Raw genomic sequence first — 13,101 nt, forward strand, 5'->3', positions numbered from 1 at the left:
TCAGTCTCCGCGCGGGAAGCGCTTGCTTCCCTCCAAAGTGTCGAGGTTCATGTGATTGCGCATATAGCGCTCCGACGCCTTTTGCAGCGGCTGGAAATCCCACGGAAAATAGGCGCCGTTGCGCAGTGCCGGATAGACAACCCAGCGCCGCGCCTGGCTTTCGCGCACCGAAGCATCAAATCCGGCCATGTCCCACCGCTCACGTACCTTGCGCATGAAGGCGGCAACAAGATCTGCGTGTTCTGGATATTCAGCCAGGTTCACCCGCTCATGCGGATCATCGTCGAGATCGAAAAGCAGCGGCGGATCAAGCTCGCAATGCGTGAATTTGTAACGCCCTTCGCGAATGGCAACCAGTGGCGCGGACGATCCTTCAGCCGCATATTCCATCAACACAGGCTCGGTTCGCGGCTTGCCTTCCATCGTCGGCACAAGCGATTGCCCATCCGTCCATGGCATGATGGCGCCCATATCAATGCCAGCGAGATCACAAAGGGTCGGGCAAATGTCGAGGTTCGACACGGGCACAATGTGCAACCCTGCCGAAATCCCTTGCCCCGCAAACATCAGCGGCACGCGCGCGGACCCTTCAAAGAAGCACATCTTGAACCACAATCCGCGCTCGCCCAGCATGTCACCATGGTCTGACGCCAGAACGATAATGGTGTCGTCGAGCATGCGGGTGCGCGTGAGCACATCCATCAGCTCGCCGATCTTGTCATCGAGATAAGAGATGCTGGCAAAGTAGCCGCGCCGTGAACGGCGGATCTGCTCAGCTGTGATGTCGAACGATGCATAGTCGCTGGCCGCATAAAGCCGCTGCGAATGCGGGTCCTGTTTTTCCAGCGGGATGAAACCGAATTCCGGGTCAAGATGCGCGCAGTTCTCGTAGAGATCCCAATGCTTCTTGCGTGCCACATAAGGGTCGTGCGGATGCGAGAACGAGACGGTGAGTGCCCATGGCCGCCGGTCCGCATCGGTTGAAGTCCGCGACCACTCATAAAGCTTCTGCGTGGCCTGAAACGCGACATCATCATCATATTCCAGCTGATTGGTGGTCTCCGCTGTCCCTGCACCCGTGACCGAGCCCAGATTATGATACCACCAGTCGATCCGCTCACCCGGCTTGCGATAGTCTGGTGTCCAGCCAAAGTCGGCCGGATAGATGTCGGTCGTCAGCCGCTCTTCAAAACCATGCATCTGGTCCGGCCCGACAAAATGCATCTTGCCTGACAGGCAGGTATGATAGCCCGCCGCGCGCAGATGATGCGCATAGGTCGGAATATCAGAGCCGAATTCCGCCGCATTGTCATAGACCCGTGTGCGCGAGGGCAATTGCCCGCTCATGAACGAGGCGCGGCCTGGCGCGCAGAGCGGCGAGGCGGTGTAATTGTTGGCAAACCGCGCCGAACGCTGCGCCAGCGCCTTCATGTGCGGGGCGTGAAGAAAGTCGGCCGGCCCGTCGGGAAACAGAGTTCCGTTCAATTGGTCTACCATGATGATCAGGATGTTGGGCTTGGTCATGTCAGGGCCCTTTGGGACTGGAGTTTCGTCTCGACATAATCTTCGATCAGCGCGATGGCGCTTTCCGCGTTGGGCGTACCTTCCTTCAGCGCGCGGCGGATATAGAGCCCGTCAATCAGCGCCGCGATGGCCTCCGCCGCGCGCTCGGCGGGAACATGTTCCATCAGGGCCGCAAGCCCGCTCATCAGGTTGGAGTGGAGCCGGCGCGCATAGATGCGCAACAGCCGACGCAGCGCAGGCACCTTCTGCGCCTCGACATAAAACGCCAGCCAGGCGGCGATGGTCTCTGGCCGAAACTGCTTTTCGGAAAAGTTGACCGCGATGATCGCCGAGAGGCGTTCGCGCGGGCTCTCCGTAGCAGAAAGCGCGCTGCGCGCATCATTGCCAAGCTCGACCAGAAGATGGCGCATGGTGGCCTGTAACAGCTCGTCCTTGGCGCCGAAATAATGATGCGCCAGCGCTGCCGACACGCCAGCGCGACCAGCAATCTCCGACATGGTGACATCAAGCGAGCCGCGCTCGCCGATCACCGAGACGGCGGCGTCAATCAGCGCTCTGCGGCGCAAAGGTTCCATACCGAGTTTTGGCAAATTTCGATCCTCTCGCGAGGGAACTTATTTTTTATTGACTGGTCAATCAACAAAAAATTCTTGCGATTGGTACTTCCGAATCCCCATTTTCTTCTTGGAATAAGTTCATGATTGAACAATATAGAAGGCATCACGCAATGGCGCCCGACGCGGGCTGCCCGTCAGGAGCTGGTCATGACCGCATGTATCGTTGGCTGGGCGCATTCGCGCTTCGGCAAGCTGGAAGGCGAAACGCTTGAATCGCTGATTGTCGGCGTCGCGCGCGATGCGATGGACCATGCGGGCATCGGCCCCGACGATGTCGACGAGATCGTTCTCGGCCATTTCAACGCTGGCTTTTCAGCCCAGGATTTCACCGCAAGCCTTGTGCTCCAGGCTGACGACCGGCTGCGCTTCAAGCCCGCAACGCGTGTCGAAAATGCCTGCGCCACAGGCTCCGCAGCTATTCGCCAGGGCATCCGCGCCATTGAGGCCAAGGCTTCCCGGATCGTTTTGGTAGTCGGTGCTGAACAGATGACCACGACGAAGGGCCCCGACGTCCAAAACAATCTGGCGCGCGCCTCCTACCTGCCCGAAGAAGGCGACATTCCGGCTGGCTTTGCCGGCGTGTTCGGAAAAATCGCCGGTGCTTATTTCCAGCGCTATGGCGACCAGTCAGATGCGCTTGCCGCCATCGCGGCAAAAAACCACAAGAACGGTGCAACAAATTCCTATGCGCAGATGCAGAAGGACCTCGGCTTCGAGTTCTGCCGGCAGGAGAGCGAGAAGAACCCGTTTGTCGCCGGCCCGCTGAAGCGCACCGATTGCTCGCTGGTCTCCGACGGCGCAGCCGCCATCATCCTGACCGACGCGTCGACCGCGCTGTCTATGAAGCGCGCTGTCGCCTTCCGCGCCAATGAGCACGTGCAGGACTTTTTGCCGATGTCCAAGCGCGATATCCTGTCATTTGAAGGCTGCGAACTGGCCTGGGCTCAGGCATTGAAAAGCGCCGGCGTGTCGCTCGACGACCTGTCCTTCGTGGAAACCCATGACTGCTTCACCATCGCCGAACTGATTGAATATGAGGCGATGGGGCTGGCCAAAAAGGGCGAAGGCGCAAAGCTGGTCCTGGAGGGCCAGACCGACAAGAATGGCCGTCTGCCGGTCAACCCGTCCGGCGGCCTGAAGTCGAAGGGCCACCCGATCGGCGCCACTGGCGTTTCCATGCATGCGCTGAGCGCCATGCAACTCACCGGCGAGGCCGGTGGCATCCAGGTGCCCGGCGCGAAACTGGCTGGCATCTTCAACATGGGCGGCGCGGCGGTCGCCAACTATGTATCGATCCTCGAGCGCATCAAGTAGCGCTGGCCTCCATTTGCTCGCCCCCATGAATTGGGGGAGAGGTGCCGAGCGCAGCGAGGCGGAGAGGGAGTGTGGCGTGGTTCAGGCGGCATGTCTGCGCCGTGGCACCGCCCCCTCTCCGCCTTGTGCTGCGCCCAAGCCACCTCTCCCCCGCTTTACGGGGGCGAGGAAATTCGGAGAGGTTGGCGCGCCCTTGCCTCGGCGTTCTCCAGCGCCTAGCTAGTTCTCCATTCAACGAAGCAGAGCAAACAATGTTCAAAAATCCCGTCCTTGTCGAAGTTACCCGCGGCGATCACGTTGAAAGCGTCCATCGCGGCGCGTTCATCATTGTCGATGGCGAGGGCAAGACAGTGCGTGAGGCCGGCGATAGCGCGCAACCGGTATTCCCGCGCTCGGCGGTCAAGGCCATCCAGGCACTGCCGCTGATCGAGACAGGTGCAGCCGACGCCTATGGCCTGACTGACGCGGAACTGGCGCTAGCCTGTGCCTCGCATACCGGCGAAGTGCAGCATACGGAGCTTGCCGCCAAAATGCTGGCGCGCGCCGGGCTCGACCACACCGCACTCGAATGCGGTACGCATTGGCCAAGCAACCATGACGCGACGGTAGCGTTGGCGCGCAGCGGGCAAAACCCGAACGCGCTGCACAACAATTGCTCGGGCAAGCATTCAGGTTTCCTGTGTGTCTGCTGCCATGCTGGCATCGATCATCACGGCTATGTCGGCTACGGCCACCCCCTGCAGGAGATGATCCGCGGCACGATGCAGGAAGTCACAGAGGCACGCCATGACGAATCCAACGCAGCAATTGATGGCTGCGTGATCCCGACCTACGCCGTGCCGCTTAAAAATCTGGGTACCGGCTTCGCCCGAATGGTCACCGGCAACGGCCTTGCGCCCCAACGCGCAGCCGCTGCCAAACGCCTGATGGCAGCCTGCATGGCCCACCCGTTCAATGTCGCGGGCAGCGACCGCGCTTGCACCAGACTGATGGAGGTGGCTCCCGGCCGCATCTTCGTCAAAACCGGCGCTGAAGGCGTGTTCTGCGCCGCCGTGCCTGAACTCGGCTATGCCATCGCGCTGAAGTGCGACGACGGCGCCTCACGCGCGGCCGACGTTGCCATCGCCGCACTGCTCGCCAGCCTTTTCAAGGACGACGCAAAGGTCTCAAGCCGGCTGAGCGCGCTTGCCACGGTTGCGGTGAAAAACCGGCCCGGCGACACGGTTGGCGAAATACGGGCCGCTGGTGCGATTGCCTGAAGCTAGCTCGTGGCGACGATCTTGCCGAACTGTCTGAATGTAGCTCCGGCTATTCCGATATCGGACGCGATTTTGTCCTCCAATCGAGAACCAAGGGGCCCATTGCGATCAGCCCTATTACCGCGAACGGTACGCATGACACGAAGACCCATCGGGAAACCTTTGCAGCGTCTGCCGCCGTCTCCACTGTTAGCAGGCCGGAAGCATTTGCAACGATTCCGACGTAGGCTGCGCCGAGTGCGTAGCCGAGTCTCTGTATCGTGGGGATCGCGGCGGACACTCGCTGGACCTCGTCTGCATCAGCGAGTGCAATCGTTCGCCCGAGAATGAACGTCCATGCCATCCCGAAGCCGCCGCCCTCAATAGCCGCGAAAACGGCGATCAGCCAGACAGGCCCATTGGGAACGGAATAGAGAAAGCCAAGGATACTCAGGGTCACGACTGTCATGCCGAGTGCGATCATCAGCCGATCAAACCGCTGCGGCAATCCGCTGACCAGAATGGCCATGACCGTCCAGCCAATGGACGAACAGGCAACGATGTACCCGGCCGTCAGCGCGGATACGCCGTGGATGGCCGTGACCAGGAGCGGACCGAACGCCGTGATGGCAATAGTCGCCATCGACATGGACAGAATCATGAGCAGGGCGGCACCGACAGGACGCCGGAGCTCGAACGGGCGACGTGGAAGAAGCCGGGTGTCGCCCGCGCGCTCGTCCAGCCAGAGAAATCCGATCATGCAGACCAGACCGGCAGCAACGGAAGGGACCGTTCGCAGGATCGAGACCTCGACGCCGCCAAAGGCGACCAGCACGATGGCAAGACACAACAGGGACAGACGTCTGAGCGGGAACTCAGCAGCGTCGCCCGTGGATCGTGGCGCGCTCGTGTGCCCTCGCAAAACGATCCAGAGGGCCAGTGCGAATGCCTGGCCGGCGAAGAAGGCGAAGCCCCAGCGCCACGTCGCATATTCCACGAAGAAACCGCCGACCATCGGCCCGGCGAATGCTGAGACGCCCCAAAGGGTCGAAACGGCTGCTATAGCGCGCGCGATGTAGCGGCGCGGGAAGATCAGGCCGACTGCGACGAACCCCATCGCCATCAGGCCGCCGCCGCCGAGACCTTGCAAGGCACGTCCCGTCAGCAGCACCGGCATGGTCGGGCTGACGGCGCTGATGATACAGCCGAACCCGAACAGGGCGGCTGCCATACTCATCGGCGCGCGCAGACCGAATCGCATGGTCAGCAAGGCGCTGGCTGCTCCCGCGACGATTGACCCAATCTCGTAGAGCGATACAGACCAGCCCACTAACGCGGTCCCGCCGATCTCGACAACGATGGAGGGGAGCATGGTGGCGACGATCAGGCTGTCGGCTGCATGCAGCCAAACGGCCAGGCAAACTAGGGCCAGAGATTTCGCGTAAGGGCTTCCAAGAAACTCCCCCCATGGGACGAATTTCTCCGTGTCCTTCTCTGCGCAGGTACCAGTGTCCGTCATCCCGTCTCCTCTTGTCGGACAAGTGCCTAAAACCTCAACCTTAGTTGAGGTCAAGAAGATTGCGAATGGCGAAGAAAGAATTGTCTGCGGCGAATTCTCGGACCGCAGCGGGTTGCCCGTAGACGCTCCATTTGTAGGAACGCAAGCGGGCTAATAACATCCGAAAAGACTTCCACCAATCATCGGGTCTATAGGCGTGTGACGGTCATTAAGGTTGCGCAGAGCGCGGGCATCCCGCTTGCCGAAATCTCCGATGCGCTCGCGCAGTTGTCACGCAACGCGATATTGCTGACGCGGCGGATCGCGCTTTTAACAACGCTTCACGGCAAGACGGCGCTGGGCATTGGCTGTGGATACTTAAGCGTGAAACGTTGCCCTCTGGTCAATGAGGACGATCATCTGGCGGAAGGCGGCCCCGGTGCGCGTCTGCTACAAGAGGTCGAGGATTGCCACTCTTGCCACGGTTGTGATGAAACCGGCCCGCCGACGCGGTTGGAGAAATTCGCCTCGCTGGCGCGCTTGGCTGATCAGCTGACCTGATTGCCGCTGACCGTGAGATTGGCCGGTGCTTCACTCGCATCCAGAGCCAGATCTCCGGTGGCCGCTTCAGCCCAGCGATAGCCGACCACGCCGCCCTTGGTGGCAGTGTCGATGATGTTGTCGGTGACAGTGGCAAGCCCAGTACCCTCGACCACCGAAACCGCGATGCCAGTGCCCGCCTTGCGGATCAGGTTACCCGTCGCAACCACGTTGCGCATGTAGGGGCCCCAGCCGATGCTGATGCCAAAAAGCGGTGCGTTCTCCACCACATTGCCGGTGACAACGCAATCCGCTTCCACCGCAATGCCGGTGCCAAAACCAGGCGCATCAGCCGGGTAGGGGCCTTTGGCCGACAGGTTGCGCACGATATTGCCGTTGCAGACGCCCATGCGTCCACCATTGTTGAAGTTGACGATCGAAATGCCATTCGCGCCGCCATCGACAATGTTGGAATTAATGACTGCGCCATCGAAAGCAAATTCGGCGTAGATCGCCGTCTCGCCCGAGCGCAGGCACGTGTTGGCGTTGACCTGCAGATTGCTGGCCGAGTTGGCGCGAATGGCTGAAAACGCGCAGTCGGCCACTGAATTCCCAGAAATCATGACACCATTGGCGCGAAACGCATTGATGCCATTGCCGTTCTGACCGGTGCCCCCGTTGCGCGCCGCAATCCGCTCAATGCGGTTACCGCTGATGACCGTATTGTCCTCGCCGATCTGCCAGCGATGGACCAGAATGCCACCATTGGCGCAGTCGGTGACGCTGTTGCCGGTGATGGCTAGCCTTCCGGCCTCGATGGAGTAAACTCCAGCGTCTGCTGCGCCGGTGATCTCGCTGCGCTCTATGCGCCCCGAAACCCGCTCCAGCGCCAGTCCATGCTTGCCGCTGCCCAGCACCGTGCATTGATCGACGGTAAACTGGCGCACGCCCCTGAGGTCGACGAGACCATTGGATTGTTCGCCGATCCAGCGGTTGGCCCCATCGAGCACCAGTCCGTCAAGCGCGATGTGTTCGGCGTTTTCGGCAGCCAGCAGATAGCCGTCGCCGCCATAGACGATGCGCGTGGCGCCGGGCACGCCAGCCAGTCGGATGCTGCGCGGCAATGTCAGATTGGACACGACATAAGTGCCCGGCGGCAGGAACAGCGGAATGTTTTCCGTGCCGGCCTTGTCGAGCATGCGTTGAAAAGTCTTGCTCTGGTCGTCGAGTGCGCCCGGCCGCGCGCCAAGCTCGGTGGCATTGATCGAGCCGCGCATCGCTGCCGTCTCGACACCAGCAAGCGCCAGCGCACAAGCCCAAGCACGGCAAAGCCCGTGCTCTGTGCCAAAAACCGGCGTCTGTTCAGCATCGGGACAGTTTCCCTAGGTTGGCCCCCAGCGTAGCACGAAGCGTGCCACCTTTTGCCCACCTTGTGGTTCACGCAACAGAGGCCTAACGTTGCGCGATGAGCAGAGCATTTACGCGCGAAGACGACAGCGAGAGCGCGCTCGCCGACATCGGTGAACGCCCGGTCAGCCAGCATCGGAATATTGTCACGCCGGAAGGGCTTGCAGCGATTGATGCCGAACTTCACCGCCTGCGCGCCGAACTCGGCATGGCGGAGGGCGCGGCAAGCCGCGAGCGCATCGCCACTGTCTCACGCGATCTGCGCTACTGGAATTCGCGCCGGGAGACTGCCGAAGTTTCGGTGCCGGAACCGGACAGCCCCGTGTTGCGCTTCGGCATGACGGTGACGATCGAGGACGACGCGGACAACCGCAATACCTGGCGGATCGTCGGCGAGGATGAAGCCGACGCCGCACACGGCACCATCTCCCACGTTTCGCCCATGGCCCTTGCCCTGTTTGGCAAGTCCGTCGGTGATCTTGCGACAGTCAACGGCAAGGAATGGGAAATAGTGGCGATGGAAGCCGGTCAGGACTGACGGAAGTGACAGTCAGGGATCGAACGTCCCTAGACTTCCACCGTGTGATCCCGAAAAAACGCTGCCGCGCCGTCTTCATCGATTTCGCCGGCGGCGACCATCAAAACAAATTGAATCAGGTCGTCCTCATCGGCCTCGAGGCTCAACCCGTTGAAGACGAGAAAAAGATCGGCTGCGGCAAGTGCCGTGCGTTTGTTACCATCAACAAAGGGATGGTTCTTGGCGATGCCGAAGAGATAGGCGGCGGCAAGTTCGGCTAGATCGGGAGCGCCATAGGCTTCCTTCTGAAGCGGCCGTGCAAGCGCTGACTCCAGCATACCCATGTCACGCACACCGGCGGCCCCGCCATGGAGGCGGAGCTGCTCGGCGTGCAATCCCTCAACAAATGCGCGTGAGTGGTACTCGGTCATTTTGCCAGCGCGCGGTAAGTCTTTTCGTATTTTTTCATCCGCTCGCGGGCAATATTCATCTTGCGCTCGAACTCTTCAGGATCTTCCGAACGACGAAGAGTCAAATTTTCTCCATCTTCGATCAAGACAAGCTTGTCTCCCGCACGTAAATTGTGCCGGTCGAGCACTTCCTTGGGCAGGATGACACCTTCTGAGTTTCCGATCTTGCGAACCGTGACGTTCATGGCAGGCTCCTATGTTATAACACGAGATATAACATAGGCAGCGTCGTTGATCAACAAAGTTATTACTTGCGTTGCAACAACCCGTCGAGCAGCCGCTCCGCTGCTTCCGGGATCACCGTGCCGGGCGGGAAAATCTCGGCGGCACCTGCTGCCCGCACGGCGTCGAAATCCTGCGGGGGAATGACGCCACCGGCGACGATCAAAATGTCGCCACGCCCGTGCCTTTCGAGCGCTTGTTTGAGCTCAGGCACCAGCGTCAGATGCCCTGCTGCCAAAGACGACGCGCCGACGATGTGGACATCATGGTCGACGGCGATTTTGGCGATCTCGTCAGGGGTCTGGAACATCGCGCCGACGGTCACATCGAAGCCAAGGTCTGCAAAGGCGGTGGCAATCACCTTCTGGCCACGGTCATGGCCGTCCTGGCCCATTTTGGCGACAAGAATACGCGGCTTGCTACCACTGCGACGCTCAAACGCATCGATCTTGTCCTGCACGCGATCAACCACCGGGCTGTCGCCCAGCGCCTTGCGATAGACGCCTGAAATAGTCTGCACGGTCGCAACGTGACGGCCAAAGGTCTTTTCCAGTGCGAGAGAAATCTCGCCAACGGTCGCCTTGGCGCGGGCCGCGCGGATAGCAAATTCGAGCAGATTCTGGTCGGTGTTGGAGGCAGCCTTGGTCAGCGCGTCAAGCGCGCTTTCGACCGCGGCAACATCGCGTGTGCCCTTCAGCTGCTGCAGCTTGGAAAGCTGGCGCGCCCGAACCTCGGCATTGTCGATCTTCAGGACATCGACCTTCATATCGTCTCGCGGCTGGAAGGCGTTGATGCCGATCATCGGCTGCTCGCCTGAATCGATGCGGGCCTGCGTGCGCGCTGCAGCTTCCTCGATACGCAGCTTGGGAATGCCCTTCTCGATAGCCGCCGCCATGCCGCCCAGGCTTTCCACCTCGTCAATATGCTGCATGGCACGGACGGCGAGATCGAAGGTCAGTTTTTCGACGAAAGAAGAACCACCCCAGGGGTCAATCAATCGCGTGGTGCCGGATTCCTTTTGCAGGATCAACTGCGTGTTGCGGGCAATGCGTGCCGAATGGTCGGTTGGCAGTGCCAGAGCCTCGTCAAACGCATTGGTGTGCAGAGATTGCGTGCCGCCTTGTGTGGCGGCCATCGCCTCTACCATGGTGCGGATGATGTTGTTGTAGGGGTCCTGCGCCGTCAGCGACCAACCGGATGTCTGCGTATGCGCCCGCAGAGCCAGTGATTTCGGACTTTTGGGCGCAAAATGCCGCTGCATCAGTGTCGCCCAGATCAGCCGCCCGGCGCGCTGCTTGGCCACTTCCATAAAGAAATTCATGCCGGAATTCCAGAAGAACGACAGGCGCGGCGCAAAACTGTCGATATCGAGCCCCGCTGCCACCCCGGCACGGGCATATTCGATGCCGTCGGCAATCGTATAAGCAAGCTCCAGATCCACCGTCGCACCGGCTTCCTGGATATGGTAGCCGGAAATCGAGATGGAGTTGAATTTCGGCATATGCTGCGCGGTGTAGCCGATGATATCGGAGATGATCCGCATCGAGGGTTTTGGCGGATAAATGTAGGTGTTGCGCACCATGAATTCTTTGAGGATATCGTTCTGGATCGTGCCGGAAAGATCCTTTTGCGCCACGCCCTGTTCTTCACCGGCGACGACATAGAGCGCCAGGATCGGCAGCACGGCGCCATTCATGGTCATTGAAACAGACATCTCGTCGAGCGGGATGCCATCAAAAAGCTGGCGCATGTCGAGAATGGAATCGATGGCCACGCCGGCCATCCCGACGTCGCCCGCAACGCGCGGATGATCGCTGTCATAACCGCGATGGGTAGCAAGGTCGAAGGCGACCGAAAGGCCCTTCTGGCCAGCAGCGAGGTTGCGGCGGTAAAATGCGTTGGACTCCTCGGCCGTCGAAAACCCAGCATACTGGCGGATCGTCCACGGTTGCTGAACATACATGGTGGGGTAGGGCCCACGGATGAAGGGTGCCATACCCGGCATGGAATCGAGGAAGGGTAGTGAATCCAGATCGTTCGCCCCGTAGACAGGCTTGATCGCGATGCCTTCCGGTGTCTCCCATGCTGCGCCGGCAGCCTTGCCCGGAGCCTGTTTCGCGTCGGCCCAGGCTAGCTTCGAAAAATCGGGGATCATGAACGGCCTTCGATTGACTGGTCGATACGCATCGCAACGAGGGGTTCGCACACGGCGGTGCCGTCCATCGATGGGGTGGCCCGCCCTGCCTCCAGCGTCGCTAGCGGGCGCTCCGTCTTTTGCGGATAAAGCGTTGTGCCGACGAGCGCGCGTTTGCCACTACGATAGTCTTCCGCGCGTTTGTCACGGGCCTCGACAATACGTGCCTGCAGCATACCGCCGGCGAGCGCCTTCAATACGCCGCCCTCTTGTTCGATGCGTTGAAATTCGGCCCATGCGCCTTCGCACAGCGCATCAGTCAGCGCCTCGACACTCCCCGCACCGGCTACCGGATCGGAGACAAAGTCGACACGGCTCTCATAGCGCATCACCAGTTGGGTGTTGCGCGCCACCCGCCGCGCAAAGCCGTCCGGCAGGCCATGGGCAATGGTGTAAGGCAGTACCGAAATGGAATCCGCTCCAGCTGTTGCCGCCGCAAATGCCGCAATCGTGCCGCGCAAAATGTTGGTTTCCGCATCAAGCCTCGTCATCATCCGATAGGAGGTTTCGGCGTGGATGATGGCCGGTGACGGAGGAATGGAACACGCCTCCTGCGCCCGCACCCACAATTTGCGCATGGCACGGATTTTGGCCATGGCAAGAAACTGATCCTGGTCGACCGAAAGCGCAAAACCGATATGCGGGGTGGCAAAGATCAGCGGCTGGCGCGCCTCCTCGAACATGCGCAGATGCGACACCGAGGAAGCCAGCATAATGCCAAGTTCCTGCGCTTCGGTGGCACCGGCATTGTGGAAAACGCGGCCATCGGCCTCGAGCAGGACGCCTGGAACATCGAGCCCGAAGAAATGCGCCAAAGACTGCGGCATCGACGCCTGCAGTGCCTCAATCGACATGCGCAGCCGGCCGCTGCCAGCTAGAGCAGAGGCCGGATCAACGCCGAACGCAACATTAAGCTTGGTTGGATCGACCTTGCGCTGGGTCAGAAGGGCGACCAGCCAGTCAATCGAGACGCGGCTTTGCGGATGCGCGTCGATGCGCAGGTAAATTGTGTCGAGCGCGATGCCGTCAAGCGCCGTAGCAAGCGCCTCGCTCGTGGCCGGCAGGCCGTAGCCAAAGGCGCCAGGCGCTCCCTCGAACACCAGCGCAAGACCGTTGGCACCATTGGCGACGTCTTCGCGCGCCTGGGCGTTGGCGCGCACAGGGTCGGGATCGTCGATGCGCTGGGTGATGGCGCTTTGCAGGGTGGGGTTGCTACGCAGGATCGGTTGACCGTCCAGCCGGCGCTCGGCCAGTGGGTCGATTGCGATCCCGTCATCGGTAGCAGCCACCGCCGCCGCGAACCCGGAACCCGCAAGCGCCTCCCAGCGACCACGGTCAAAAGCCGGAAAAACTGTGTCCTTGAATACCGCGCCGGCGTCCATCATGCCTCCTCGTCACTCGATGGGTTCGCCCAGAGCACGAACCCACCCCTACCGATTGCCAAAGCTGCCGCCGCACTGCAAGGCTTGACGGCCATTTTCTTCTGCCGTGGTCCTGTCGTAGAGCTAAAATATGGAAGCGCCCTAAAATACAGTTGCGCCATTGTCGGCCTGCTTCAGC

12 protein-coding genes are annotated in these 13,101 nt (G+C 60.7%); 4 read left to right on the top strand and 8 right to left on the bottom strand.

Features of this window, described 5'->3' with window-relative positions; translation table 11 throughout:
* Both betC and betI read right to left on the bottom strand, forming a co-directional pair.
* Entirely contained in the window at positions 1 to 1,524 is a 1,524-nt protein-coding gene (gene betC, locus GA830_RS10705) for a choline-sulfatase (RefSeq protein ID WP_195161858.1), read from the bottom strand.
* Positions 1,521 to 2,114, bottom strand: a complete 594-nt coding sequence (gene betI / locus GA830_RS10710) for a transcriptional regulator BetI (protein ID WP_195161859.1) — start codon at positions 2,112 to 2,114, stop codon at positions 1,521 to 1,523. The genes betC and betI overlap by 4 nt, the downstream gene beginning before the upstream one ends.
* A 174-nt stretch (positions 2,115 to 2,288) precedes the next feature.
* Between betI and GA830_RS10715 the strand changes: the two genes are divergently transcribed.
* Positions 2,289 to 3,455, top strand: coding sequence for an acetyl-CoA acetyltransferase (locus GA830_RS10715; protein WP_195164895.1), 1,167 nt, complete (start codon positions 2,289 to 2,291; stop codon positions 3,453 to 3,455).
* Positions 3,456 to 3,706: 251 nt separating this feature from the next.
* Entirely contained in the window at positions 3,707 to 4,714 is a 1,008-nt protein-coding gene (locus tag GA830_RS10720; RefSeq protein WP_195161860.1) for an asparaginase, read from the top strand.
* 49 nt (positions 4,715 to 4,763) lie between these two features.
* Here the strand turns inward: GA830_RS10720 and GA830_RS10725 are convergent, their stop codons facing one another.
* Positions 4,764 to 6,212, bottom strand: coding sequence for an MFS transporter (locus GA830_RS10725; RefSeq protein WP_195161861.1), 1,449 nt, complete (start codon positions 6,210 to 6,212; stop codon positions 4,764 to 4,766).
* A gap of 198 nt (positions 6,213 to 6,410) precedes the next feature.
* Between GA830_RS10725 and GA830_RS10730 the strand changes: the two genes are divergently transcribed.
* Positions 6,411 to 6,752: a hypothetical protein gene (locus GA830_RS10730; protein ID WP_195161862.1), complete on the top strand. Its 342-nt coding sequence runs from the start codon at positions 6,411 to 6,413 to the stop codon at positions 6,750 to 6,752.
* Here GA830_RS10730 and GA830_RS10735 read toward each other — a convergent pair.
* Positions 6,740 to 8,008: a TIGR03808 family TAT-translocated repetitive protein gene (locus GA830_RS10735; RefSeq protein ID WP_258045404.1), complete on the bottom strand. Its 1,269-nt coding sequence runs from the start codon at positions 8,006 to 8,008 to the stop codon at positions 6,740 to 6,742. The two genes, GA830_RS10730 and GA830_RS10735, sit on opposite strands and share 13 nt — an antisense overlap.
* A 188-nt stretch (positions 8,009 to 8,196) precedes the next feature.
* On the opposite strand from GA830_RS10735, the gene GA830_RS10740 reads away from it, so the two are divergent.
* Positions 8,197 to 8,676, top strand: a complete 480-nt coding sequence (locus tag GA830_RS10740; RefSeq protein ID WP_195161863.1) for a GreA/GreB family elongation factor — start codon at positions 8,197 to 8,199, stop codon at positions 8,674 to 8,676.
* Between the two features lie 29 nt (positions 8,677 to 8,705).
* Here the strand turns inward: GA830_RS10740 and GA830_RS10745 are convergent, their stop codons facing one another.
* From GA830_RS10745 to GA830_RS10760, 4 genes are all read right to left on the bottom strand, one after another.
* On the bottom strand, positions 8,706 to 9,086 hold the full coding sequence (locus GA830_RS10745) for a type II toxin-antitoxin system death-on-curing family toxin (protein WP_195161864.1): 381 nt from the start codon (positions 9,084 to 9,086) through the stop codon (positions 8,706 to 8,708).
* Positions 9,083 to 9,310: an AbrB/MazE/SpoVT family DNA-binding domain-containing protein gene (locus GA830_RS10750; RefSeq protein WP_195161865.1), complete on the bottom strand. Its 228-nt coding sequence runs from the start codon at positions 9,308 to 9,310 to the stop codon at positions 9,083 to 9,085. The genes GA830_RS10745 and GA830_RS10750 overlap by 4 nt, the downstream gene beginning before the upstream one ends.
* A 62-nt stretch (positions 9,311 to 9,372) precedes the next feature.
* On the bottom strand, positions 9,373 to 11,502 hold the full coding sequence (gene scpA / locus GA830_RS10755) for a methylmalonyl-CoA mutase (RefSeq protein ID WP_195161866.1): 2,130 nt from the start codon (positions 11,500 to 11,502) through the stop codon (positions 9,373 to 9,375).
* Positions 11,499 to 12,923, bottom strand: a complete 1,425-nt coding sequence (locus tag GA830_RS10760; protein WP_195164896.1) for a methylmalonyl-CoA mutase family protein — start codon at positions 12,921 to 12,923, stop codon at positions 11,499 to 11,501. The genes scpA and GA830_RS10760 overlap by 4 nt, the downstream gene beginning before the upstream one ends.
* Between the last annotated feature and the right edge of the window lie 178 nt (positions 12,924 to 13,101).

Origin of the sequence: Mesorhizobium sp. NBSH29 (assembly GCF_015500055.1) — a bacterium.
In the GTDB taxonomy this organism is placed as follows: domain Bacteria; phylum Pseudomonadota; class Alphaproteobacteria; order Rhizobiales; family Rhizobiaceae; genus Neomesorhizobium.

Bases quoted from the DNA above. Each gene is read 5' to 3' on its own strand.
- betC (WP_195161858.1), bottom strand. From the start codon at position 1,524: ATGACCAAGCCCAACATCCTGATCATCATGGTAGACCAATTGAACGGA.
- GA830_RS10715 (WP_195164895.1), top strand. From the start codon at position 2,289: ATGACCGCATGTATCGTTGGCTGGGCGCATTCGCGCTTCGGCAAGCTG.
- GA830_RS10720 (WP_195161860.1), top strand. From the start codon at position 3,707: ATGTTCAAAAATCCCGTCCTTGTCGAAGTTACCCGCGGCGATCACGTT.
- GA830_RS10725 (WP_195161861.1), bottom strand. From the start codon at position 6,212: ATGACGGACACTGGTACCTGCGCAGAGAAGGACACGGAGAAATTCGTC.
- GA830_RS10735 (WP_258045404.1), bottom strand. From the start codon at position 8,008: ATGCGCGGCTCGATCAATGCCACCGAGCTTGGCGCGCGGCCGGGCGCA.
- GA830_RS10740 (WP_195161863.1), top strand. From the start codon at position 8,197: ATGAGCAGAGCATTTACGCGCGAAGACGACAGCGAGAGCGCGCTCGCC.
- GA830_RS10745 (WP_195161864.1), bottom strand. From the start codon at position 9,086: ATGACCGAGTACCACTCACGCGCATTTGTTGAGGGATTGCACGCCGAG.
- GA830_RS10750 (WP_195161865.1), bottom strand. From the start codon at position 9,310: ATGAACGTCACGGTTCGCAAGATCGGAAACTCAGAAGGTGTCATCCTG.
- scpA (WP_195161866.1), bottom strand. From the start codon at position 11,502: ATGATCCCCGATTTTTCGAAGCTAGCCTGGGCCGACGCGAAACAGGCT.
- GA830_RS10760 (WP_195164896.1), bottom strand. From the start codon at position 12,923: ATGGACGCCGGCGCGGTATTCAAGGACACAGTTTTTCCGGCTTTTGAC.